Source organism: Variovorax sp. GW823-FHT02B07 (assembly GCF_058797695.1).
Genome location: NZ_JBXAJX010000001.1, coordinates 1,586,503 through 1,611,840, shown reverse-complemented (window position 1 = coordinate 1,611,840; position 25,338 = coordinate 1,586,503). Strand labels below are relative to the sequence as shown.

Annotated in this window: 11 protein-coding genes and 1 pseudogene; 6 read left to right on the top strand and 6 right to left on the bottom strand. The window is 69.9% G+C overall.

Annotation, left to right across the window (positions count from 1 at the left end; translation table 11 throughout):
- Positions 1–8: 8 nt before the first annotated feature.
- Positions 9–10,841, bottom strand: a complete 10,833-nt coding sequence (locus AC1RGU_RS07525) for a hypothetical protein (protein ID WP_492696447.1) — start codon at positions 10,839–10,841, stop codon at positions 9–11.
- A gap of 3 nt (positions 10,842–10,844) precedes the next feature.
- Positions 10,845–10,970: pseudogene (locus AC1RGU_RS07520) on the bottom strand (ESPR domain-containing protein); the annotation flags it as partial.
- A gap of 313 nt (positions 10,971–11,283) precedes the next feature.
- Between AC1RGU_RS07520 and AC1RGU_RS07515 the strand changes: the two are divergent.
- The 3 genes from AC1RGU_RS07515 to AC1RGU_RS07505 are packed head-to-tail and all read left to right on the top strand — an operon-like array spanning position 11,284 to position 15,731.
- Positions 11,284–12,030, top strand: a complete 747-nt coding sequence (locus tag AC1RGU_RS07515; RefSeq protein WP_492695759.1) for a response regulator transcription factor — start codon at positions 11,284–11,286, stop codon at positions 12,028–12,030.
- Positions 12,030–13,331 (top strand): FecR family protein, encoded by a 1,302-nt coding sequence (locus AC1RGU_RS07510; RefSeq protein ID WP_492695757.1) that lies wholly within the window; start codon positions 12,030–12,032, stop codon positions 13,329–13,331. Before AC1RGU_RS07515 ends, AC1RGU_RS07510 begins: the two co-directional genes overlap by 1 nt.
- Before the next feature lie 15 nt (positions 13,332–13,346).
- Positions 13,347–15,731, top strand: coding sequence for a CHASE2 domain-containing protein (locus tag AC1RGU_RS07505; RefSeq protein ID WP_492695755.1), 2,385 nt, complete (start codon positions 13,347–13,349; stop codon positions 15,729–15,731).
- 220 nt (positions 15,732–15,951) lie between these two features.
- On the opposite strand, the gene AC1RGU_RS07500 is transcribed toward AC1RGU_RS07505, so the two are convergent.
- Together AC1RGU_RS07500 and AC1RGU_RS07495 are read right to left on the bottom strand one after the other, a co-directional pair.
- Positions 15,952–17,181: a CaiB/BaiF CoA transferase family protein gene (locus AC1RGU_RS07500; protein ID WP_492695753.1), complete on the bottom strand. Its 1,230-nt coding sequence runs from the start codon at positions 17,179–17,181 to the stop codon at positions 15,952–15,954.
- Positions 17,182–17,185: 4 nt separating this feature from the next.
- A complete protein-coding gene (locus AC1RGU_RS07495) occupies positions 17,186–18,157 on the bottom strand; it encodes a Bug family tripartite tricarboxylate transporter substrate binding protein (protein ID WP_492695751.1) in 972 nt (323 codons plus the stop codon).
- Positions 18,158–18,257: 100 nt separating this feature from the next.
- Here AC1RGU_RS07495 and AC1RGU_RS07490 point away from each other — a divergent pair, with 100 nt between their 5' ends.
- The 3 genes from AC1RGU_RS07490 to AC1RGU_RS07480 all read left to right on the top strand — a co-directional run bounded on the left by AC1RGU_RS07490 (position 18,258) and on the right by AC1RGU_RS07480 (position 20,533).
- Complete coding sequence (locus AC1RGU_RS07490; protein ID WP_095744966.1) at positions 18,258–19,157, top strand: LysR family transcriptional regulator; 900 nt, start codon at positions 18,258–18,260, stop codon at positions 19,155–19,157.
- A 56-nt stretch (positions 19,158–19,213) separates the two neighbouring features.
- The gene (locus tag AC1RGU_RS07485) at positions 19,214–19,657 is read left to right on the top strand and encodes an SRPBCC family protein (RefSeq protein ID WP_492695749.1); all 444 of its coding nucleotides are present in this window, start codon (positions 19,214–19,216) and stop codon (positions 19,655–19,657) included.
- A gap of 69 nt (positions 19,658–19,726) precedes the next feature.
- A complete protein-coding gene (locus tag AC1RGU_RS07480) occupies positions 19,727–20,533 on the top strand; it encodes a transglutaminase-like domain-containing protein (protein WP_070060310.1) in 807 nt (268 codons plus the stop codon).
- Positions 20,534–20,587: 54 nt separating this feature from the next.
- Here the strand turns inward: AC1RGU_RS07480 and AC1RGU_RS07475 are convergent, their stop codons facing one another.
- Positions 20,588–23,998, bottom strand: coding sequence for an efflux transporter outer membrane subunit (locus tag AC1RGU_RS07475; RefSeq protein ID WP_492695747.1), 3,411 nt, complete (start codon positions 23,996–23,998; stop codon positions 20,588–20,590).
- The gene (locus AC1RGU_RS07470; protein ID WP_492695745.1) at positions 23,986–25,314 is read right to left on the bottom strand and encodes a hypothetical protein; all 1,329 of its coding nucleotides are present in this window, start codon (positions 25,312–25,314) and stop codon (positions 23,986–23,988) included. The genes AC1RGU_RS07475 and AC1RGU_RS07470 overlap by 13 nt, the downstream gene beginning before the upstream one ends.
- Between the last annotated feature and the right edge of the window lie 24 nt (positions 25,315–25,338).

The following is a 25,338-nucleotide window of genomic DNA, read 5'->3' as shown; positions in this document are numbered from 1 at the left end:
CTCTCGCTTCAATTGAAGACCCACTCGGCACCGACCGTGGCCGCGGCCCCGGCGCGGCTCATGCCCACGCCGCCGGTCACACTCCAGCCGTTGTTCTCGGCCGTGCGGCGGAAGCTGATGCCCACCGCGCTCTCGCCCTTGAACGTGCCGTAGCCCACGCGCATCACCGTCTTGCCCGGCACCGAGGTGCCCGGCATCTGCACCGCCATGGCGGCGGCCACGCCGGCATAGGCGTTCTTGGCGGTGTTGCGCAGCTCGTTGCCCAGCGCGTTGGTGCGCGCGTCGGTGTAGGCCATGCCGGCGGCGCCGGCCTGGTTCAGCTGCTGCACGTTGACCGCGTCGGTGGGTGCCACGCCCGGCGCCACGTTCTGCACCGTGACCGGGCCGGTGGAGGCCCCGTTGCCCATGGTCACGCTGTTGTAGTTGACGCTGCCGTCCACGTTCGTGTCGTAGCGCACCGCGCTTTGCTGCACGGCCTGCAGCTGGCGCACGTTCACCGCGTCGGTGGCCTGCGTGCCGCCGGCCACGTTGGTGATCTGGCGTTCGTTGCCGGCCGAACCGACCGACACCGCGCCCTGCGCCGACTGCACCACGGTGTTCGAGAACATCTCGCGCTGCCCGTTCATGCCGGCGCGGTTGGCCACCGCGCCGTCGCCCAGTGCCACGCTGTTGGCGGTGCTGGCCGTGCTGTTGGCACCCAGCGCGATGCTGCCGGCCGCCTTGGCCTGCGCGTTGTTGCCGGTGGCGATGGCGTTGTTGCCCAGCGCGACCGCGTTCGGCCCGATGGCCACGCTCTCGGCGCCGGCGGCGTTCGAGTCGGCGGCCTTCGAGTTCGCGTGGAAGTACTTGATACCGCCACCACCCGTGGTCATGTTGTTGATCGCCTGGTTGGTCGCGTACAGCTGGCTGCCGTTCACCGCATCGGTGCTGGTGGCGCTGATCTCGCCGGCCGCGACGTTGGTGACCTGGCGCTCGTTGCCCTCCGAGCCGACGCTGACCACGCCCACCGGCTTGGTGCCGGCGAACTGGTAGGTCGTGCCCTGGAGCGTGACGCTCTCGGTGGGCTTGGCCTCCGCCGTGGTCGAGTCGTTGCCCAGCGCCACGCTGTTCTTCGTGGTGACCACGGCGCCCGTGCCGATAGCCACGCCCTGGTCGGCCTTGACGGCCGCGCCCGAGCCCACCGCCGTGCTGTCGGTGCCCGTGGACGTGGGCGCCACGTAGGTCGTCGGCGAACCGGTGATCCACTTGCTGCCCGCCGCCGCGGCCTGGCTGGCCACCGCCTGCAGCTGCGCCACGTTCACGGCGTCGCTCGGCGCACTGCCGGCCGCCACGCCGGTGATCTGGCGGAACACGCCGTTGGCCGCGTCGCCCACGCCCACCGCACCCGTCGTGCTGGTGGTGGCCGCGATGGCATCCGCTTGTGCCGCGGTCGCCTCCGGCGGCACATAGCCCTTCACGCCCGCTGCGCGGTCTGCCACCGAGCCTGCGCCCAGTGCCGCACCACCGGTCGCGGTGGCCGTGCTGCCTGCGCCCACTGCCACGCTCACATCGCCGACAGCGGCGCTCGCCGCGCCCATCGCGACGCTCGCCACGCCCGAGGCGTTCGAGGCCGCGCCCGCGGCCACGCTGCCGTTGCCCGCAGCCCGTGCCCAGGCGCCGAAGGCCGCGCTGTCGATGCCGTCCGCGGTCGAGAAGTAGCCCACCGCCGTGCTGCGGTCGCCCATCGCCCAGGCGGCATTGCCGATCGACGTGGCGCTGACGCCCGCGGCCTGCGCCGCCGTGCCCATCGCCACCGCGTTGACGGCCGTCGCCTGCGCGTCCTTGCCCGCGGCGATCGCGTCGGCGCCCGTGGCACCGTCGTTGTTCTCGTTGCCGCCGCCGGTCGAGTTGACGCTGTAGTACTTGGTCTTGCTCTCGGCGACCGTGTCCTTGAGCTGGCTGACGTTCACCGCGTCGGTGCCGGCCACGCCGGGCGCCACGTTGGTGATCACCTTGCCGCCCGCGTCGACGCCCGCCGTGGTCACGCTCGGACCGCCGACGATGGTCAGGCCGGTGGCGCCGAGGGTGACGTTCGGGCCGACGGTCACACCGGCGTTGTTCATCACCGTGTCGCCGGTGGTCACGCTGTCGAACTTCACGTCCTTGGCCGTGGCCACGGTCAGCGTGTTGCCGTTGCGCGTGACCACCATGTTGTCTCCGTTGGCGAAGTTGGCCGTACCGCCCGGTGCGATGTTCTGCGGCGTCGCCTCGCCGTTCGCGCTCAGGTTCCAGCCCTTGCTGGCCGTGGCGTCGACCAGCTTGAGCTGCTCTTCGGTCGCTGCGCGGCCCACGGTCGCGAAGCTCGGGTCGGTCAGCGTCTTGTTGCTCAGGCCCTGGATGTCGTTGCTGACGCCGCTGAGCTTGACGGTGCCGCTGGTGACGCCGCCGGCTGCGACTGCGGTGGTGGTCGTGCCGTTGTTGACCGTCAGGCCCGTGGTGTTGAGCACGCTCTGTCCCACGGTCACGCTGTTGTTGACCTTCACATCGTCAGCCAGCTTGAAGTCGAGGTTCGTGCCGGTGCGGGTGATCGCGATGTTGCTGTCCGAGTTGCCGAAGTCGACCTTGCCGCCCGGCGCGACGTTGCCGCCGGTGGCTTCGCCATTGGCTGCGACATTCCAGCCTGCGCTGGCGGTGTCGTTGACCTGCTTCAGTTGCTCTTCCGTCGCAGCACGGCCCACAGTCGCGAAGCTCGGGTCGGTCAGCGTCTTGTTGCTCAGGCCCTGGATGTCATTGCTGACGCCGCTGAGCTTGACGGTGCCGCTGGTGACGCCCCCCGCCGCGACGGCCGTGGTGGTCGTGCCGTCGTTCACGGTCAGGCCCGTGGTGTTGAGCACGCTCTGGCCCACGGTCACGCTGTTGTTGACCTTCACGTCATCCGCCAGCTTGAAGTCGAGGTTCGTACCGCTGCGGGTGATCCTGACGTTGCTGTCGGAGTTGCTGAAGTCGACCTTGCCACCCGGTGCGACGTTGCCGCCCGTGGCTTCGCCGTTGGCTGCGACATTCCAGCCTGCGCTGGCGGTGTCGTTGACGATCTTGAGCTGTTCCTCAGTGGCCCCACGGCCCACCGTCGCGAAGCTCGGGTCGGTCAGCGTCTTGTTGCTCAGACCCTGGATATCGTTGGTCACGCCACTCAGGTTGACCGTCCCGCTGGTCACGCCGCCTGCCGCGACCGCGGTGGTGGTCGTGCCGTTGTTGACCGTCAGACCCGTGGTGTTGAGAACGCTCTGGCCCACGGTCACGCTGTTGTTGACCTTCACATCGTCAGCCAGCTTGAAGTCGAGGTTCGTGCCCGTGCGGGTGATCGCGATGTTGCTGTCCGAGTTGCTGAAGTCGACCTTGGCGCCCGGCGCAACGTTGCCGCCGGTGGCTTCGCCGTTGGCCGCGACATTCCAGCCTGCGCTGGCGGTGTCGTTGACCTTCTTCAGCTGCTCTTCGGTAGCTGCACGCCCCACCGTCGCGAAGCTCGGATCGGTCAATGTCGTATTGCTCAGGCCCTTGATGTCGTTGGTGACACCGCTGAGGTTCACGCTGCCGCTGGTCACGCCGCCTGCGGCCACCGCAGTGGTCGTGGTGCCGTTGTTGACCGTCAGGCCCGTGGTGTTGAGCACGCTTTGGCCTACGGTCACGCTGTTGTTGACCTTGACGTCATCGGCCAGCTTGAAGTCTAGGTTCGTACCGCTTCGCGTGATGGCGATGTTGCTGTCCGAATTGCTGAAGTCGACCTTGGCGCCCGGTGCAACGTTGCCACCCGTGGCTTCGCCGTTGGCTGCGACATTCCAGCCTGCGCCGGCGGTGTCGTTGACCTTCTTCAGTTGCTCTTCAGTGGCCGCACGTCCCACGGTCGCAAAGCTCGGGTCGGTCAACGTCGTGTTGCTGAGGCCCTGAATGTCGTTGGTGACACCGCTCAGGTTGACGGTTCCACTGGTCACGCCGCCGGCCGCAACGGCCGTGGTCGTGGTGCCGTTGTTGATCGTCAGACCCGTGGTGTTGAGCACGCTCTGCCCCACTGTCACGCTGTTGTTGACCTTCACATCGTCAGCGAGCTTGAAGTCGAGGTTCGTGCCCGTGCGGGTGATCGCGATGTTGCTGTCGGAGTTGCTGAAGTCGACCTTGCTGCCCGGTGCGACGTTGCCGCCCGTGGCTTCGCCGTTCGCCGCCACGTTCCAGCCTGCGCTGGCCGTGTCATTGACGATCTTGAGCTGCTCTTCAGTCGCTGCACGGCCTACCGTCGCGAAGCTCGGGTCGGTCAACGTCTTGTTGCTCAAGCCCTGGATGTCGTTCGTCACGCCACTCAGGCTGACCGTTCCACTGGTCACGCCGCCGGCAGCCATCGCCGTCGTGGTCGTGCCGTTGGTCACGGTGGTGCCCGTCGCCGACGTCGTCGTGACGTTGCCCGCGCCGTCGTTCACCGTCAGGCCCGTCGTGTTCAGCACGCTCTGGCCCACCGTGACGCTGTTGTTGACCTTGACGTCGTCGGCCAGTTTGAAGTCGAGGTTCGTACCGCTTCGCGTGATCGTGACGTTGCTGTCCGAATTGCTGAAGTCGACCTTGCCGCCCGGTGCGACGTTGCCTCCCGTGGCTTCGCCGTTCGCCGCCACGTTCCAGCCTGCGCTGGCCGTGTCGTTGACGATCTTGAGCTGTTCTTCCGTGGCCCCACGGCCCACGGTCGCAAAGCTCGGGTCGGTCAGCGTCTTGTTGCTCAGGCCCTGAATGTCGTTCGTCACGCCGCTCAGATTGACCGTCCCGCTGGTCACGCCGCCGGCTGCAACGGCGGTGGTCGTCGTGCCGTTGTTCACAGTCAGACCGGTGGTGTTCAGCACGCTCTGGCCCACGGTCACGCTGTTGTTGACCTTCACGTCATCCGCCAGCTTGAAATCGAGATTCGTGCCCGTGCGGGTGATCGCGATGTTGCTGTCAGAGTTGCTGAAGTCGACCTTGCCGCCAGGCGCCACATTGCCGCCCGTGGCCTCACCGTTCGCTGCCACGTTCCAGCCTGCGCTGGCCGTGTCGTTGACGATCTTGAGCTGTTCTTCCGTAGCCCCACGGCCCACCGTCGCAAAGCTTGGATCGGTCAGCGTCTTGTTGCTCAGCCCCTGGATGTCGTTGGTCACGCCGCTCAGATTGACCGAGCCACTGGTCACGCCACCTGCCGCGACTGCGGTGGTGGTCGTGCCGTTGTTCACCGTCAGGCCCGTGGTGTTGAGCACGCTCTGCCCCACCGTCACGCTGTTGTTGACCTTCACGTCGTCAGCGAGCTTGAAGTCAAGGTTCGTACCGCTGCGGGTGATCGTGACGTTGCTGTCGGAGTTGCTGAAGTCCACCTTGCCGCCAGGCGCGACATTGCCGCCCGTGGCCTCGCCGTTGGCCGCCACGTTCCAACCTGCGCTGGCCGTGTCATTGACGATCTTGAGCTGCTCTTCAGTGGCCGCACGCCCCACCGTCGCAAAGCTCGGATCAGTCAGCGTCTTGTTGCTCAGCCCCTGGATGTCGTTCGTCACGCCACTCAGGTTGACCGTTCCGCTGGTCACGCCGCTGGCCGCAACGGCTGTGGTCGTCGCGCCATCGTTCACCGTCAGGCCCGTCGTGTTGAGCACGCTCTGGCCCACCGTCACGCTGTTGTTGACCTTCACATCGTCAGCCAGCTTGAAGTCGAGATCCGTGCCGGTGCGCGTGATCGCGATGTTGCTGTCCGAGTTGCTGAAGTCGACCTTGGCGCCCGGTGCGACGTTGCCCCCCGTGGCTTCGCCGTTGGCCGCCACGTTCCAACCCGCGTTGGCGGTCGCATCGACGGCCTTGAGCTGGCTCACGTTCACCGCATCTGTATCGACCGCGCCGGCCGCCACATTGGTGATGCGCCGCTCGGTGCCCACGCCGCCCACCGACACTTCGCCCACCGGCGTCGCGCCGGCGACCGACGTCGCGCCCGTCGGCACATAGGCCGCGTTCGCATTCAGCGTCGCCAGGTCCGTGGCCGTCGTGCTGTTCGCACCCAGCGCCACCGCGTTCGCGTAGGTGGCGCTGGCATCGGTGCCGATGCTGACGCCGCTGTCGCCTGTGGCCTTGGCACGGGTGCCGATGGCAACGGTGTTGCTGGCGCTGATGTTCTCGCCCGCGTTCAAGCCGATCGCGACGTTGGCGCTGCCCTGGACCCCGCCGCCGGAAAGACCGCCCAGCGCCACGTTGAAGGCGCCGTTGGTGCCCTGCCCCGCGGAACTTCCGATGCCCACGTTGGAGAAACCGGTCGTGACCGCCCCGCCATTCACGCCGATGCCGATGTTGGAGTCACCGGTGACGCGGGCGCCCGCGCTCAACCCGAGCGCGGTGTTGTTCCCGCCCGTCACCGACACACCGGCGCTGTTGCCGACGGCCGTGTTGTCCGCTCCCGCCACCTGCCGGCCCGCGGCGTACCCGACGAAGGTGTTGTGCGAATTGCCAGCCGCCGTGCTGCCCGAGCCGGCCAAGTTGCCGACCGCCACGGTGCCCACGCCCGCGGCCACGGCATCCACGCCTGCCGCGATCGCATTGATGCCGGTCGCGCCCTTGTTGTCGTAGTTGCCGCCCTGCGTGCCGTTGTCGTTCACGCTGTAGTAGTGCGTCTGCGCGCCCTTGAGCTGGCTCACGTTCACTGCGTCGGTGTCGTCCGATCCGGCGGCCACGTTGGTGATGCGCCGCTCCTTGCCCGCGCTGCCCACCGACACCTCGCCCACCGGCGCGGTGCCGGCCACGGCCGTCGCGCCTGCCGGCACATAGGCGTTCTTGAGTGCCAGTGCGGCCGCGTCCTGCGTCGCCTTCGAATCCGCGCCCAGCGCCACGCTGTTGACGGCGGCAGCCTGCGCGCCATGGCCGACGGCAACGCCGTCGTCCTTGCTGGCCACGGCGCTGTTGCCGATGCTCACTGTGTTGTTGGCAGTGATGCCGGCAAACGTCGCGGTGTCGACGATGCCTGCCAGGCTGCCGATGGCGATGTTGCTGCTGCCTGTTGTTCCAGCACCAGCCAGGGCACCGATGCCGATGTTCGCATCGCCGACGACGGAGGCCCCCGACAAGTCGCCCATGGCGATGTTGTCGTTGCCGGTCACGGACTGACCCGCACTGCCGCCAACCGCAGTGTTGTAGGTGCCCTTGGTCCCCATGCCGCTGTAAGCACCCATCGCCAGGTTGTAGTCGCCCTGGACACTCTGCCCCGCCGCAATGCCGAACGCAGCGTTCGAGCTGCCCGCCACGTCCTTGCCCGCAGCGGACCCCACCGCGGTGTTGCTGGACCCCACGACACCGCCACCCGCTTCGGTGCCGATGCCCACGTTGTTCTGGCCGGCCAGGCCGGCGCTGGCGCCCACGCCGGCCAGATAGCCGATGGACACGCTGCGCTCGCCGTTCGCCTGCGCGCCCACGCCCGCCGCCAGTGCGTTGATGCCGGTGGCGCCGTCGTTGGCGTAGTTGCCGCCCTGCACGCCGTTGTCGTTCACGCTGTAGTAGTGCGTCTGGCCCGCTTTCAGCTGCGCCACGTTCACCGCATCGGTGGCTTGCGTGCCCGCCGCCACGTTCGTGATCTGGCGCGTCTGCCCGTTGCCGCCGACGCTCACCGCGCCCAGCGTGCTCTTCCACGTGGCCGAGGTGTCCGTCGAGGCCAGGCCCGTGGCCGGGTCGAAGCCCGCCACGCCCTTGTCCGTGCTCGCCACCGACTTGCTGCCCAGTGCCACGCCGTCGGCCACCGTCACGCTGGTCGAATCGCCCAGTGCCGTGGCATTGGCCACGTTGACCTTGACGTTGTTGCCCAGCACGAAGGTGTTGTTCGCCGCAGCGCCCAGCGTGTTGTTGTTGCCCACGCTGTAGCTGTTGGTGCCGTCGATCACGGTCGGGTCGCCGATGGCGCCGCTGTTGTTGCCGTTGACGACGTTGCCCGTGCCGATGCTGATCGACTGCGTGCCCAGCGCCTGGGCGCCCGTGCCGATCGCGATGGCGCGCTCGGCATTGGCAAATGACTGGGTGCCCAGGGCGATCGTGTCGCTCGCCGTCGTCGGCGTGATGTTCCCGGAGGCCACATCGCCGGCAAGGCCCGCGGCCGAGCCGATCGCCAGGTTGCGGTTGCCGCTCACCAGGGCCCCTGCCGTCTGGCCGAGCGCGATGTTTTCGTTGCCGTCGGCGGCAAGACCGGCGTTCTGGCCCAGCGCCACGTTGCTGTTGCCCTTGGCGATCGAGCCCGCCCCCGCACCGATGGCCAGATTCGCATCACCCTGGGTGCCAAGCCCCGCCCCCTGTCCGATCGCGGCATTGCCCGAACCCACGACGCTGGCGCCCGCCGAAGTGCCCATGCCGATGTTGCCGTCGCCCTTCACGAACGCGCCCGCGGCGAAGCCCCATGCGGCATTGCTGTCGCCCTCGGTGTTTGCGCCCGCCAGGTTGCCGAAGGCCGAGTTGGCGGTGCCCTTGGAGAAGATGCCCGCCCCCGCGCCGATGAAGCTGTTCAGGTCGCCCTCCGACGAGCTGCCGGCCGTTGCCCCGATGAAGGTGTTGCTGTTGCCCGACGCCGCCTGCCCTGCGTTGTTGCCGATGGCGGTGATGTCCGCGCCCGCGCTCTTGTTGCCGGCACCGGCGCCGATGAAGGTCCCCGTCAGCACGGTCGAATCCTTGCCTGCGCTGGCGCCGATCGCCACGGTGCCGCCCTTGGCGGCAGAGGCCTGGGTTCCGATCGCCACGCCGTTCGCGCCGGCCGCGTTGGCCTGGTAGCCCTGCGCGATCGCATAGTGGCCGCCGGCCGTCGCGCCATGACCCATGGCGGTCGCATGGTCCCCGCCGGCCTTGGCATCGACGCCCGAGGCGATGGCGTTGAGGCCCGTGGCGCCCTTGTTGTCGTAGTTGCCGCCCTGCGTGCCGTTGTCGTTCACGCTGTAGTAGTGCGTCTGCGCGGCCTTGAGCTGCGAGACGTTCACCGCGTCGGTATCGACCGCACCCGCCGCCACGTTCGTGATCTGCCGCGTCTGCCCATTGCCGCCCACGCTCACCGCGCCCAACGTGCTCTTCCACGTGGCCGAGGTGTCCGTCGAGGCCTTGCCCGTGGCCGGGTCGAAGCCCGCCACGCCCTTGTCCGTGCTCGCCACCGACTTGCTGCCCAGCGCAGCGCCGTCAGCCACCGTCACGCTGGTCGAGTCGCCCAGCGCAGTCGCGTTGGCCACGTTGACGTTGACGTTGTTGCCCAGCACGAAGGTGTTGTTCGCCGCAGCGCCCAGCGTGTTGTTGTTGCCCACGCTGTAGCTGTTGGCGCCGTCGATCGTGCTCGGATCGCCGATGGCGCCGCTGTTGTTGCCATTGACGACGTTGCCCGTGCCGATGCTGATCGACTGCGTGCCGTTGGCCTGGGCACCCTTGCCCATGGCAATGGAGGCTTCGCCCTTCGCAAAGGCGCTGTCGCCCACCGCCACGCTGGACACACCGAAAGCCTTGCTCGTCGTGCCGATGGCCACGGCGGCCTTGTCGCCGGCGACCGCCGACGAGCCCAGCGCCACGGCGTCGTCGCCGGTGGCGCGCGACAGGTGGCCGATGGCCGTCGTGCGGCTGGCATCGATGCCGGCCACGCCGTTGCGCTGGAACGCCTGGGTGACCGAGGTCTGCAGCTCGGCGGCGGTGACCAGCACGTTGCCGCTGCTGGCCTCGATGACGTTGCCGCTGGCGTCCAGGGTGTAGGTGCCGTCGGCCAGGCCGGCCTCGGTCACGCCGCGCTTGGCCAGAAAGCCCATGTACTCGGTCTGCGCCGCCAGGTTCGCCGCCTGCACGGCGGCCTGGGAGATCGGGGCGTTCGGGTCCTGCGCGGCCAGCGCCAGGTTGGCGCTCGCCAGGGTGCCGAGCGCGATGTTGTTGCTGCCCTTGGCCTGAAAGCCCGCCATCGTGCCCTGGTTGATGTTCTGGTCGCCCGTCACGAACTGGCCGGCGCGCTGGCCCACCGCGACGTTGCGGTTGCCGCTCGAGAGCCCGCCCGCGCCGTAGCCCATGCCGGCGTTCTCGTCGCCCTGCACCACAAGGCCCGCCTGGTTGCCGACGTAGGAATTGCGCGCGCCATTGCCGCTCGCGCCCGAGCCGCTGCCGACGAAGGTGTTGAGCGAATTGCTGAAATCGTTGGGGTCGGCCTTGGCGGGGCGGCCCGTGCCCGCGAACGTGCCGATCGCGACGGTGTCGTAGCCGGCTTCAGCGCGCGAACCCAGGGCGGTGCCGCGTCCCTCGGCCTTGGCCGAGCCGCCCAGCGCCACGGAGTTGCCCTCGGTGGCAGAGGCATAGGTGCCGACCGCCACGGAACTCCAGTTCTCGGTCGGCCCGGTCAGGCGGTCGCCACCGCTCGCAATGGCGGCGCGGCCGATGGCGATGTCGCCAAGCTTGTGCGCCTCGGCGCCGTTGCCCACGGCCACGGTGTCGTTCGCGAGCGCCTTGGCGTCGGGGCCGATCGCCACGCTGTTGACGCCGATGGCGCCCGAGTTGGCCTGGGTCGAGTTGCCGACCGCCGTCGAGTTCACGTGCAGGTACGGTGTCTCGTCGACATTCACCCAACGACCGTTCTTCCAGGTCATCAGCCCGACGCCGAGGCCGTTGCCCGAGGTGCCTGCCGTGGTGTTGAAGACCACCATGCCTTCGACCGGCGTCGGCGCGGCCAGGCCCCAGGTCGTGGCGTCGGTCAAGGCGGCACGCGGCATCAGCACGCCCTTGTTCGGCACACCCGCGCCCGGCTCCGGCCCGATGGTCAGCCAGGAACTGGGGTCCGGGGACGGCGTGCCGACCCCGACCTGCGCGAGCGCCGGCCCGCCCAACAGGAGCATGCCCAGACCCAGCGCCGCGAGTTGGCGTTGCGCGCTGCGGCTCTTCTTGCCTCGAGCCGAAGCAATTTCCGACGCGGCAACCCAAGCGCCCAGCGCCTCATTCCAGATGGATCGATAAGACTTGTTCATTTCCCCTGTTCCTCGGATGCAAGCCAGCCTTACTCCGCAGGATCGCGACATGGCGAGCGGAGATGACCGGAGATGTGGAGTGATCGGAGCGCCGGGTGGCGCTACAGGGGGCGGATGATGTCGACGGCCTTCGAGGGCCGAAGGGCCGGCGTGAGGTTTGGTCAGATTTGCAGTCAGCTTTAGGCTGCATTTGTGAATTTCTTTACTACTTCATAACCATCGCCAACAATGTTGCTAACGTTCACGCTACGGAATTCGTCAGATTTCGGGTGTGGATTCACTGTCAAAATTGCCGCCGCCACCCCTGGAGTCCATGCGCATCGCCATCCTTGAAGACGACCCGAACCAGCTCTCGCATCTCGTGCGGACACTCGAGCAGCTGTTAACAATTGGCGAGACGAATGTGACCTGCATCACGTTTTCGAACGGGTCGACCTTGCAACAGGCACTGCGGCGCGAAAGCTTCGATCTGCTGGTGCTCGACTGGAACGTGCCCGGCCTCGCCGGCGTCGAATTGCTGCAGTGGCTGCGCAAGTGGCAGACCGACAAGGTGCCGGTGCTCATGCTGAGTTCACGCGCTTCCGAGCACGACGTGGTGCAGGCGCTGAACCTCGGCGCCGACGACTACATCGTCAAACCCTTCCGACCGCTCGAACTGCGCGCCCGCGTGCAGCGCCTGATGGCCCGGCGCGTGCCGATCGCGCCGTCCGACGGCGAGCGCTTCGGCCGCTGGGAGTTCGAGCGGGTGTCGCAAAGCGTCCTGATCCACCCGGCCCCGGGCGATGACGCCGCGCCGCAACGGCATGCCCTCACCGACCGCGAATTCAAGCTCGCACTGACGCTGTTCCAGCACATGGGCGACACGGTGTCGCGCGCGCATCTGCTCGAAAGCGCCGGCTACAGCAACGAAGAACTGCCTTCGCGCACGCTGGACAGCCACATCTACCGGCTGCGCAGCAAGCTCGGCCTCGAAGCCGAAAGCGGACTGAGCCTGCGCACGGTGTACGGCCGCGGCTACCGGCTCGAGGCCACGCAACACGCACCGCAGGCGGATTCCTGATGGCGACGACGCACGAAACCCCTTTCCGTCTGCGCCGCTCGCACCGCCTCCTGGCCTGCGCCGCGCTGCTCGTCGCCACGGCGGCGGGCGCGCAGTCGCCGCACGTGGTGAAGCCCGGCGAAACCTTGTGGGGCATCTCCGGCCAGCAGCTGGACACGCCGCTGCGCTGGCCCGAAGTGCAGCAGCGCAACCAGGTGGGCGAGCCCCGCCTGCTGCAACCGGGCACGGTGCTGTACTTTGCCGACGGCCGGCTCGTGCCCGAGGGCGCGGCGGTGGTCACCGCGGTCGAAGGCCGGGCCTCGCGCAAGCGCGCGGGTGTGCCTGAACAGGTTCTCACGCCCGGCCTGCCGATCCAGGCTGGCGACACGCTCATCACCGGCACCGATGCCTTCGTGACCCTCGGGGTGGCGGGCGGCAGCCGCGTCGTGCTGCCCTCGCGCAGCGCGCTGGAGGTGCTGGCCATCGATGCCAATACCGTGCGGCTGCGGCTCATCGAAGGTCGCGTCGAATCCCAGGTGCACAAGCAGCAGCCGAACCAGCAGTTCGAGATCCGCGCGCGGTCGATGGGCCTGGGCGTGCGCGGCACGCACTTTCGCGTGCGCGACGAAGACGGCGTGCTGACCGGCGAAGTGATTTCGGGTGAAGTGGTGGTGCAGCGCACCGCACAGTCCGAACCGCCGCTCGTGCTGCGCGAAGGCCGCGGCGCGGTGCTGCTGGAGAGCGGCCCGTCGCAAGCGCAGGGGCTGCTGCCGGCGCCCCAGCTGGTGCCCGAAACGACGGCGCGCAACGATCGCACGTTCCGCTTCACGCCCGTCGCGGGCGCGCAAACCTACCGCCTGCAATTGGCGCGCGACGAGCGCTTCCTGCTGCCGGTGTACGAGCAACGCGGCCCGGGACCTTCCTTCACGGTGCCGGCGGAACTGCCGTCGGGCCTGTACCAGTTGCGCCTCACGGCCTTCGATGCCGCCCGGCTCGAAGGGCTGCCGGGCGACGGCACGGTCTACCTGCCCACGGTCGAAGGCGGCGCGAGCGGCCAGAGCACGTCGACCGCACTGCCCGACGGGCGCGTGGAGGTCCGCTGGCCGGGCATCGCGGGCCAGCGCTACACCTTCGAACTCGCGCGCAGCCCCGACTTCGCCGTGTTGCTGGTGAACGAGCCCGCGGTCTATGCCACCGGCATGACGGTCGGCCCCTTCGCGCTCGGCGGGCGCTACCACTGGCGCGCGCGCCAGGCCACCCCCGACGGTGCGGCGTCCGCAGCGACCGGTTTCGGCGGAAGCTTCGACATCCCGGTGCGCTGAAGCGGGGCCACGCGCATGCGCCTCGTCGTCGAACGCCTGCTGATGGCGCTGCTGCTGCCGCTGGCCATGCTCGGCCTGGCGCACCGCCCGGGCCTGCTGCAGATGGATGCGTACATCCACGACCGCCTGCTGATCCTGGCCTCGCACCGGGCGTCGGCCGACATCCTGATCATCGCCATCGACGAGCACAGCCTGCGCGAACTCGGGCGCTGGCCCTGGAGCCGCGCGACCCACGCGCGCCTGCTCGAACGGCTCGCGCCGGCGGCGCCGCGCGCGGTGCTGCTCGACCTCTTCCTGACCGAGCCGAGCGCCGACCCGCGCGAAGACGCGCACCTGGCGCGGGCCATGGGCCTGCTGCCCGTGTACCTGCCGCTGCTGCATGCGAGCCCCCTGGCCTTCACGAGCCACGAATGGCCGGGCTTCCTGCCGCCGCTGCCGGACTTTGCCGCCCAGGCCCGCGGCGTGGGGCATGCCGGCCTCGCGCCCGACACCGACGGCGTGGCGCGCACGCTGTACCTGCTCGAGGGCTATCCGAACCAGCTGCAGCCCTACGTGGGCGCGCTGATGGCGCAGCGCGTCCCGCCGGCCGTGGTCGACTCCGAAGCGACGCCGGTCGACTGGCTGCGCCAGAGCCCGTTGCGCCTGCTGTTCGCCGGCCCGCGCGGCAGCTACCGCACCGTGCCCTACGTGAGCGTGCTGCGCGGCGAAGTGCCCGCCGAGCTGCTGCGCGACAAGCTGCTGCTCGTGGGCGCCACCGCGCCCGGCCTCGGCGACCAGACGCTCACGCCCAACGCCGGCATCCGTGGCGTGCTGCCTGGCGTGGAGGTGCATGCCAATGCCATCGACAACCTGATGCACGGGCGCAACGTGAGCGTGTCGCCGCCGCTGTGGCACGCGGCCTGGACCGTGGTGCCGCTGTGGCTCGCGCTGTGGCTGCTGGTCCGGCGGGGCCGGCACGCGCTGCCGATCGCCGCCGGCCTCGCGAGCGCGTGCCTGCTGATCAGCGGCATCGCCATGCTGGTGTGGCACCACTGGCTGCCGCCTGTGGCGCCGATGCTCGGCCTGGCCATCCTCTACCTGCTGTGGAGCTGGCGCCGTCTCGAATCGCAGTTCGTCTACCTGCGCAAGCGCGCGCAGGTGCTCGACGCCCTGCCCGGCGGCACCTTCGAAGTCATGCCGGCCCGCTCGCCGGCGCCCGCCGATCCGGCGGAGCATCCCAAGCAGGCGCTCGACCGCGCCATTGCACGCCTGCGGCGCATGCAGCAGCTCATGGACAAGGCCATGCAGGCGATGCCCGTGGCCATGCTGATCTGCGACGAAGAGGGGCGCATCGGGTCGGGCAACGCCGCAGCCTTCCGGCTCCTGGGCGCCGGTGCCATGCCATCGCACGAGGACGATGGCATGGCACCGCCCGCGCTGCGCGGCGTGCGCCTGCCCGAGCTGATCGCGCCGCTGGCCGTGCCGCCCGCCAGCGGCACGCCGGCCCGCACGGACGCCGCCCACTGGACCGACCGGCTGCACGGCGAGTACGCGACCCCCGACGCGCGCGTGTTCCGCCTGGAGGCCGCAGCCTTCAGCGGCGACGCGCCCGAAGACCGGGGCTGGGTCGTGATGCTGCCCGAGCTCACGGCCGAGCGCGAAGCGCAGCGCCAGCGCGACGAGTGGCGCCAGTTCCTGTCGCACGACCTGCGCAGCCCGCAGGTCACGATCCTCAGCATCCTGTCGATGCATCCCACGGCCGATGCCGACATGCGTTCGGCCATCGGCCGCGAAGCCGAGCGCACCCTCGCGATGGCCGAGGGCTTCATGGACTTCGCGCTCGCCGAATCGGACGACTACCGCTTTGCGGACACGCACGTCGGCGCCGTGCTGCTCGATGCCAGAGACCAGGTGTGGCACTACGCGCAGTCCCATGGCGTGCGCGTCGAAGCGCGCATCGACGACGCCGCCGGCGACACGATCCTGCGCGCCGACGGGGCCTTGCTGACCCGCGCGATCGTCAACCTGCTGAACAACGCCATCCGCCACAGCCCGTCCGGCCGCCGTGTGGAATTGGGCATGGCCATCGAACCCGGCGCCGACGGCGCGGACGCGGCCAGCGTGCGGATTTCCGTCAGCGACCAGGGCTCGGGCATGACGCCCGGACAGCTCGACGCCCTGCTCCACGCACCGCGCGGCCGGCGCGCGCCCACCGCGCCGGAAGCCGCCCCCGGCGAGACCAAGGGCACGGGCACGGGCACGGGCACGGGCACGGGCACGGGCACGCGGCGCATGGGCCTGGGCTTTTCCGTCGTGCGCGCGGTGGTCCAGAAACACAACGGCACCCTGGGCGCGGACAGCGCGCCCAGTGCCGGCACCACCGTCTGGCTGCGGCTGCCCCTGCCCGGTTCGCGCCTCTAGCACATCGAAGTGACGGGTTTTCCAATCCCGATGGGGACAATGTTGTGGAAAACCGTGTGCGCAGCGCGCGAAACCCTTGCCTGGCGGGGCCTGCAACACGGTGCCTGCGAAACAGGCAGCGACGCTGAAAAACCTGGAGAAATATTTTTCTCGGCGTTTTCGCCACACTTTCGGCGCCGAATCGGGACGCGCCGCAGCCCCGGCGGGACCACCGCGGCGCTCAGTCCGAGGGCTCGCTCGCCGCACCGTCGGCGAGCATGGCCGCGATGGCCGAGGCCTCCAGCCCGGCTTCGGCCAGGAGGCGGCGTGTGTCCGCGCCGCGACGCACCGGCGCGCTCAGCGAAGGCGTCAGCGGCTCGCTGGACGTGAAGCCGATGCCCGGCACCGGCACCCGCCGCGCGCCGTTCGGCAACGGCAGCTCCACGTGCGGCCAGTCGCGCGCCATCTGTGCCGCAGCCTGTGCCGGGCGCACCACCGGCGTGGCGGGCACCCCGTGGCGGGTCAGCAGCGCATCCCATTCGGCCGTGCTCCTTCCACCCAGCGCCTGGCCCAGCAGCGCCTGCGCGCGCGGCACATCGCGCTGCTCGGCGGCTTCGTGCAACGACGACAGCAGCGAGTCGTCCGTGCCGGTTTCGTGCAGCGCGTTCAGCAGCCCCCTCGCCTGGTCGGCCGCATTGCAGACGATGGCCAGCTGGCCGTCGGCCACCTCGAAAGTGCCCGACAGGGGGCTGCCTGAAAACGCGGTCGATGCGCTGCGCGGCATCTCCATGCCGCTGACCAGCGGCCCTGCGTAGGTGGGCGCCATCAGCGTGAGCGCCGCGCCCATCATCGACACCTGGAGCCATTCGCCGCGCGTGCGCGCCTCGCCGCTCGGCCGGTCGCGCCGGTAGAGCGCGCTCATCACCGCCAACGCCGCCTGCTGGCCCACGGCGTAGTCGACGAGCGGAAAACCCACCCGCTGCGGCTTGCCGTCGCGGTCGGCGTTGGCTGCCATCAGCCCGCTCGCGGCCTGGATCACGTGGTCGTAGGCGCGCCGGTCCGATGCAGGGCCGAAGCCGGTGATCGAGCAGACGACCAGCTGCGGATGGCGCGCGATCAGTTGCTGCGGATCGAAGCCGAGCGCCGCCAGCTTGCCGGGCCGGAAGTTCTCCAGCAGCACATCCGCGCTGCCGATCAGTTCGCTCAGCGCCTCTTTGGCACGCGGGTCGCGCGCATCGATGGCCAGCGAGCGCTTGCCCGCGCCCTGCGTCACGAAGGTCTCGCCCAGTCCGAGCGCGGTCAGTTCGGCATCGAGGCCCTTGGCGCGGATCATGTCGTCGCCGTCGGCGCGCTCGATGCGGATCACCTCGGCGCCGAGCAGGCCGAGCTGGTAGCCGGCGAAGGGGCCGGCCAGCACATGAGTCCAGTCGATGACGCGCAAGCCGGCCAGGGGTGTGGAGGTCGATGTCATCGCGTCACTCCGGCTTGACGCCACTGTTCTTCACATAACGCGCCCAGCGGGCGATTTCTTCCCGGGCGAAGCGGCGGCCCTCTTCGAGATTGAACGCCAGCGGCTGCGTTCCGCTGCTGGCGCGCAGTTGCACCGACTCCGGCGACGCCGACGATTTGCGGATGGCCGCATGCAGCGTCTCGACGATGGGCGCGGGCGTGCCCGCAGGCACGAACACGGCGGTCCATCCGGTGATCTCGAAATCGGCAATGCCTTGTTCGCGGAACGTGCCGACGTCCGGCGTGGCCGGATAGCGCCGCGCGGCGGCCACGGCCAGCGGCTTCAGCTTGTTCCCGTCGATGAAGACCTTGGCCACCGACGCGTCGGAGAACGCGAAGTCGATGTGCCCGCCGGCCAGGTCCGCCAGCGATTGCGGGTTCGACTTGTAGGGAACCGTGACGGCGTCGATGCCCGCCGACTTGCGAAAGATCTCGCAGGCCACCTGCGTCACTGCGTTGCCGCTGCCGCACCTGAGCGCGTTCGGATGGACCTTGCCGTAGGCCATCAGGTCGGCCAGGTTGCGCCACTTGGCGTTGGCCGCGACGTACAGCGAGATCGGGCTGGTGCCCAGGCCCGCCACCATCTCGAACGACCCGGGTTCATAGCCGAGCCTGGCCGGGAAGAACGAGAAATTGACGGCGTTGGTCGTGGCCGAGCCGATCAGCAGCGTGTACCCGTCGGGCTTCGCGCGCGCGGCCGCCGCCGTTCCCAGCGCGCCGTTCGCGCCCTGCTTGTTGTCGACGATGACGGGCGTCTTCAGGATGTCCGTCAGGTCCTTGGCCAGCACGCGCGCACCGATGTCGGTGCCGCTGCCCGCGGCGAACGGAACCACCAGCGTGATGGGGCGCGAAGGATAGGCCGCCTGTGCGCAGGCCGAGGCAGTCCCCAGGGCCCACAAGGCGCACAGGGCGCCCAGGAAGAAAGAACTGCGAAGCATGATGGGTGTGTCTCCTGGTGGTGTCCGGGCTGAACGATAGGTTGCCGCCCGGCGCGCAGCAACCTACATTCCGTGGCGACCTTTTCCACTTTGGAAAACCATGAACTTGAACGACCTCCATCTGGCCGTGGTGATCGCGCGCGAAGGCGGGCTGAGCCATGCCTCGGCCTGTCTCGGCATTTCACCGGGCACCCTGAGCAAGGCCGTGACGCGGCTCGAGCGCGCCACCAAGGTCAAGCTGTTCGAACGGCTGGCCCGGGGCATGCGCCCCACCGAGCTGGGCCAGGCCTTCCTGAAGCGGGCGCAGCGCATCGACCTGGACGCCGCCGACCTGCATGCGGAACTGCGCGACCTGCGGCAGGCGCGCGCCGGCGTGCTGCGCTGCGGTGTCGGCGACGGCATTCCCGACCGCTGGGTGCTGCCGGTGGTGGCTGCGCTCATCGAGCGCGGGATCCGCGTGGACCTGTCGGGTGGCAACTCCGATTCGCTCACGCGTGCCGTCGCCATGGGCGAGCTGGAGTTCGCCCTGACCGGCCTGCACAAGAAACCGGCGGCCGCGCTGGCATGGGAAGGCCTGCGGGACGACCCGCTGCTGCCCATGGCGCCGATCGGCCATCCGCTGGCACGCACCCGGCGCGAGGTGGGCTGGGACCAGCTCGCGCAGGCGCGGTGGATCGTCATGGCGCCCGGCACCTCTACGCACACCGAGTTCGAAGCGAACTTCCGCGCGCACCGGCTCGACCCGCCCGAGCCGGTGGGCACGTCGCGTTCATCCCAGCGCGAGCTGGCGTTGGTGCGCTCGCTGGGCGCCTTGATGCCGGTGCCGCGTTCGGTGCTGAAAGAGCCGCCGGTCGCGGCGCAGTTCGTGCCGGTCAGCCCCGTCGGCGGATGGCGATCGACCCGTCGCGTGGGCATCGTGCGGCGCGCCGGCGGCTACCTCAGTCCCTCGGCGTCGCAAGCGATGGAGGCGCTGGAAGCCATCCTGCGCAAGGAGCGCTGACGACTGGAGCCGCAAGGCATGCGTTAGGCTCCACGATCCCTTCAACCCCGCCTCCCATGCACATCGAAGAACGCATCCACATCGCCGTCCCGCCCCGGGTCATCGACCGCATCTGGAGCGAGGTCGACCGATGGCACCTGTGGGACCCGGACACCAAGCAGGCCCGACTCGACGGCCCCTTCGCCGTGGGCACCAAGGGCCGGATCGTTCCGCAAAAAGGCATGGGTGTTCCGATGGTGGTCACGGAGCGCTCCGAGGGCCAATCGTTCACCGCGCAGGGCTACATCCCCCTGTTCCGCATGCACTTCAAGCACACGGTGTCCCCAACAGACAGCGGCTCGGACGTGGTGCACCGCGTGTGGTTCACCGGCGCCCTGGCCTTCCTATTCGGGCCGGGCGTCGCCAAGCAGGTTCGGCATGGACTGCCCCGGACCATGCTCTCGCTGAAGGCCTATGCCGAGCAGCGCCACGCCACGTCGAGGCCCGGCGACGCCCCCTGAAAGCCGCCGCGCGCTGGCATCGCACCGCAAATTCCCGCGCGCTGGCGAATGAAGGCGCATCATGGGCCGATGAACATCCAGCTCGGTTTCGAGATCGCCTACCAGTTTCCCCGGCCGACGCCGATGATCCTGGCCCTCAGCATTCACTACTCGCGCGCCTCGGACCTGCTGCGCCCGGACCATCTGCTCACGAAACCGGCCGTTCCCACCACCGCGTACCGTGACCTGTTCGGGAACTGGTGCACACGCCTGGTCGCCCCCGCGGGCCGCTTCGTGCTGAGCACGGACACCGTGGTCCACGACAGCGGCGCGCCCGACATCGTCGTGCCCTCGGCGCCGCAGGTGCCGGTGGAGTACCTGCCCGAATCCACCCTGCTCTACCTGCTGGGCAGCCGGTATTGCGAAACCGACCTGCTGTCCGACTTCGCCTGGCAGCGCTTCGGCAACGGCCCGACCGGCTGGGGCCGCGTGCAGGCGGTGTGCGACTTCGTGCACCAGCACATCGAGTTCGGCTACCCGCATGCGCGGCGCACCCGCTCGGCGTTCGAAGCCTTCAAGGAAGGGCAAGGCGTGTGCCGCGACTACGCGCACCTGGCCATCACGCTGTGCCGCTGCCTGAACATTCCGGCCCGCTATTGCAGCGGCTACCTCGGCGATGTCGGCACCCCGCCGCCGCACGGCACGATGGACTTCGCGGGCTGGTTCGAGGCCTTCCTGGGCGACCGCTGGTACACCTTCGACGCGCGCAACAACGTGCCCCGCATCGGCCGCGTGCTGATCGCGCAAGGGCGCGACGCCAGCGACGTGGCGCTGTCCAACACCTTCGGGCCCAACGAACTGGATGGGTTCAGGGTGTGGTGCGACGAGGTGCAGTGAACTGAATCGCCGGTCGCACGCACGCGACCGTGTCGGCCCTCGCCGACCCCAGCGCTACGCGCTGCCCCAGCCTCCGCCCAGGGCCTTGTACAGGTTCACGGTGTTCACCGCCGCCTTGAGCTGCAGTTCGATCAGCTGTTGCTGCCCGGTGTAGAGCTCGCGCTGCGCATCCTGGCTGGAGAAGTAGTCTTCCATGCCGCTGCGAAAACGCGTGCGCGAAATGCCCGCCACCTTCTCGAGCACCTGCACGCGCGCCTGTTGCGCCTCCAGCTGCGGCTGCAGGTGGTCGCTGGCGATCAGCGCGTGGGCCACCTCGCGAAAGGCGACCTGCGCCGCCGATTCGTAGCCGGCCATCGCGGCGGCCAGCCGCTCTTCGCTGGAGCTCACGTTGGCCGACCGACGGCCCCAGTCGAAGATCGGCAGCGACACGCCCAGCACGCCGGCCCAGCTGCTGTTGCCGCTGTTGAGCAAGGTCGACAGTTCCTTGCTCACACCTCCGGCCAGCGCCGTGAGCGAGATGGTCGGCAGCATCGCGGCCTTGGCCGCGCCCACGCCGGCGTTGGCGGCCTCGACGCGCGCGTAGGCCGCGAGCAGGTCGGGCCGGCGCTGCAGCAGGCTCGAAGGCAACCCGGCCGCGACCTGCGCGGTGGAGCGCTCGGGCCAGGGCCGCGCGCTGCCCGTCTCGGGCGGCACGGGGCGCCCGACCAGCACGTTGAGCCACTGCAGGTCCTGCGCGACACGCATGCGGTATTCCTCCTGCCGCACGCGCGCGGTCTGCAGCAGTGACTGCACCCGGTACACATCGAGTTGCGCGGCGCCGCCGACCGCACGGGCGCGGCCGATCGTGTCGGCATTGGCGTTCAGCGCGGCCTCGTTGGACTCGGCCAGCGCGAGCAGGGCGCGGTCGGCGCGCAGCGTGAGGTAGGCGTTCGACACCTCGCCCACCAGGTTCATGCGCGCGGCGGCGTGGTCCTTGTCGCCGGCCTCGGCGAGCGCGCCGCTTTGTTGCGCGGTGCTCTGCTGCCGGCCGAAGAAATCGAGCTCGTACGACATCACGCCCGCCTGCACGTCGAAGCTGTTGGACACGCGCCCGTCCGACGGCAGGTTGCCGACCGGGCTGAGCGAGCCCTGCGGCGTGGTCTGCGCGCGCTGGGCATGCGCCGACAGGCCCAGCGCCGGGAACAGCGAAGCGCGGTTGCCCGCATAGTTCGCGCGCGCCTCGCGGGCCTTCGCGGCATAGGCGCGCAGGTCGCGGTTCTGCTCGAGCGCGGTGGCGATCAGGCCGCGCAGCTCCTCGTCCTGCACGAAGCTGCGCCAGTCCACGGGCTGCGTGCCCGGCGCCGGCGCGCCTGCGGGCCATTGCGAAGGCACCGTCAGGTCGGGGTCCTTGAGCGGCGGCGTGAGGTTGCACCCGGTCGTCACGAGCACGATGCACACGGCCAGCACCGCGAAGAGCAGGCGCAGCGACAGCCGCGCGAAGCCCGCGCCCGGCGCGCGCATGCCCGCACTCGCGAACAATGCCGACGCCGCCTGCCAGGGCCGCACCTGCACGGCCACGTGGCTCGGCGGCACGTTGAAGACGTGGCGCACGAGGTCTTCGCGCTGCGCCTCGGTGGCGGCGAACTTCAGCTCGGCGCCCGCCCTGCCGCGCGCGGCGAGGTGGGCCGGCAGCCAGCCGACCGGCTCGACATGCACCTCCAGCGGCTGCCCGACGCGCAGGCGCTTGAGCGGCCCCCGGCCTTCGAGCAGCGCGCCGTCGGCCGCGATGTTGACGAAGCGCGACTCGCCCTCGCCCGCCGCCGTGCGCACCCGTGCCCGCGCGCGCCAGGGAAAGCGCTCTTCCTGCTGCGGGCGCGGCAGGTCGACGCAGGCCATGAGCGCGCTCAGGCACAGCACCAGCGCGATGCCGGTCCACACGAGGTTGAGCTGGTCGCCCGGCGTCAGCGCCTCGCCGCCCAGCGCCGCCATCGCGGCCGCGCCCTGCAGCGCCACCAGCAGGCCGCCGAAGACGGCCACCAGCTTCCAGTGCACCACCGTGCGCGAACGGTCCAGCCCCTTGGCCGTCACCTTGAACGGATGGCCGAAGGGCTTCAGCATCGCGCGCGCCAGCGTGCCGCTCACGGCCATCGCCGCCACCAGCTGGCTCACCTCGCTGAACACGGGCAGGCAGCGCCGCTGGCTGACCCAGTAGCTGTAGGCCCAGAACATCACGAGCGACGGCAGGCCGTAGGCCGCAAAGGCCTGCGGCGTGGCATGGAAGGCCGAGACGCCGGCATACCAGTACAGCGCCGGCGCCAGCAGCACCAGCACCATGAAAGGCTTGCCCAGCCAGTGCAGCAGCCCGTGCAGGAAGTGCATCCGCGCCGACAGGCTGTAGCCCGGGCCGCGCAGGGGCCCGTCGGGCAGCAGCGCGAGCTGCACGGTGCCCAGGCACCAGCGGCTGCGCTGGTTGATGTAGTCGATGATGCTCTCGGCCGACAGCCCGTTGGACAGCCGCTCGCCCAGCCAGCGCGTGATGCGGCCGTGGCGCAGCAGCAGGTAGGTGGTGTGGATGTCTTCGCACACGCTGCCCACCGGGAACCCGCCGGCCTCGGTGATCGCGTCGCGCCGCACGATGAACGAGGTGCCCACGCAGAACGCCGAATCGACCGCGTCCTTGGCGGGCTGCAGCACGTCGAAGAACACGCGCTGCTCGTCGACCCAGCTGTCGGTGGCGCGCAGGTTGTGCTGGATGGGGTCGGCGTTGTAATAGAACTGCGGCGTCTGCACCAGCCCCACGCGGCGGTCCTCGAACAGGCCGAGCATGCGGTAGACGATCTGGCGCTGCGGCGCGAAGTCGGCGTCGAGCACGAGGATGAACGGCGCGTCGGTCACGCCCGCGGACAGGCGCAGGCCGTTGTTGAGGTTGCCGGCCTTGGCGTGACGGTTGTCGGGCCGCCGCGCGTAGTGCACGCCGCGGCGCTCGCAGTACGCGCGCAGCCAGTCGCGCCGCGTGTCGTCGAGCACCCAGACGTTCAGCCGCGGGTAGTCGATGGCCTGCGCGGCGATGATGGTCTTCTCGAGCACGGCCAGCTCTTCGTTGTAGGTGCAGATGAAGACATCGACGGCCGGCACCTCCTCGCCACGCGCATGGCGTTCGCGCAACGCGGCCTCGCCCCGGTCGGCCTGCGCGCGGTTGTCGCGGCGCCGCATGAGCATGTGGATCGACATCAGCGTGTAGACGATGGCCGTCAGTTCGAAGCCCAGGAACACCCAGGCGAACAGGGTTTCGAAGCCCAGGTCCGAAGGCGGCATCGTGGCGACCACGCGCCAGACGGCGTAGCGCAGCAGCAGCAACGCGGTGAGCGCACCGAACAGCACGCGGTGGGTGATGCGCTCGACCCTGGCCCAGGTCATGAGGAGCAAGGCGAGCCCCCCGACCAGGGCGTTGAGCTGGAATTCCGGTGTGGCGATCAGGCTGGACATGAGGGGACTTCCGATGCGGCGGTCTTGCCGGTGAAGGGGTTGAAACCCGTGGCGGCCAGGGCGATCCAGGCGGTCGCGCCCAGGTGCGGCCAGCGGTAGTAGAAGAAATCGGCACCGGTCGAATCGGGGCCGATGGCCAGGCCGGTGGCGATGCGCGCGCTCGGCGTGGCGTAGTACAGGCCGTTGCCGGCGCGCTGCGAGGCCAGCAGCTGCCACAGCGCCTCGGGCGCCGCGCCCTTGCGGGCCACCAGCGTGGCGGCCGCCTGCGCGCTGCCTTCGGTCCAGATGCCGTCGGGCTCGCGCGAGAAACCGTAGCCCGCGCCGACGCGGTGGTGCTTCTCGACCCAGTCGAGGCTGCGCACCCAGGCACAGGAGCCCTCGGGCGCCGCGAGCAAAGGCCACAGCTGCGCATCGAGGCCCGAGCCTTCGGTGGAGACAGTGGCGCCATCTTCCTTGGTGCCGATGTGAAAGCGCTGCTCCGACGGGTTCCACATGCGGCCCACGAAGTCGAGCGCGGTGCGCGCCTGCCTTTGCTCCGCCGCGTCGGGCTGGCCGTCGGCGCGCACCGCGCGTGCGGCCCACGCCGCCGCCACGGCGATGTCCAGGTTGTGCTCGGTCGACTTCCAGGTCTGCGCGCGCTGGGCGTTGTCCCAGCCGTGGCGCCCGCCGTTGTAGCCGTCGGGGCCGTTCCGGGCGCGCGTGTTCTGTTCGGTCCAGGCCAGCAGCCGTCGCGCGGTCGCCAGGTAGGCGGGCGTGGGTTCGGCCTGGTGCAGGTTCAGCAGCAGCAGCGCGGCCCAGGCCACGTTGCCGGTGGCGGTGCTGACCTGGTAGGCGTCGGCGATCCACTGCTTGCGCCCGGCGTCCCAGCGGCCGGGCAGCGCGGGCTTTTCCTCGGTGACCGGGCCCGCGCGGTAGGCATTGCGCACGCGCCCGTCGGGCATCGTCTGGTCGTGCGCCACCGCCCGCACCACGGCGTCGCCGATGCGCCGCGCGGCGGCGCGCTCGCCGCACGCCAGCAGTGCGATGCCGGCCAGCGCGTTGTCGTAGGTGAAGCCGGCGCCCGCCAGCGCAGGCTCGAACGGCGGCTCGCCCTGTGCGTTCGCCGGGCGGTAGCTGCTCAGGAACAGCGGCCCCGACGTCGCGCCGCCCTGGTCGTGCGCGACGGCGCGGCGCAGGCCGTCGCAGCTCTCGCGCGCAAGGGCCTTTTGCGTGGCGCCGGGTGAAGGCGAAGGCGCGGCAGCAGCAGCGATGCCGGCGAGCGCCATCGATGCGGCGGCGCACCGTGCCACGGCACGGAAAGAGAAAGGGATCGACATGGCGTTCTCGGTGGGCTGCGCGAC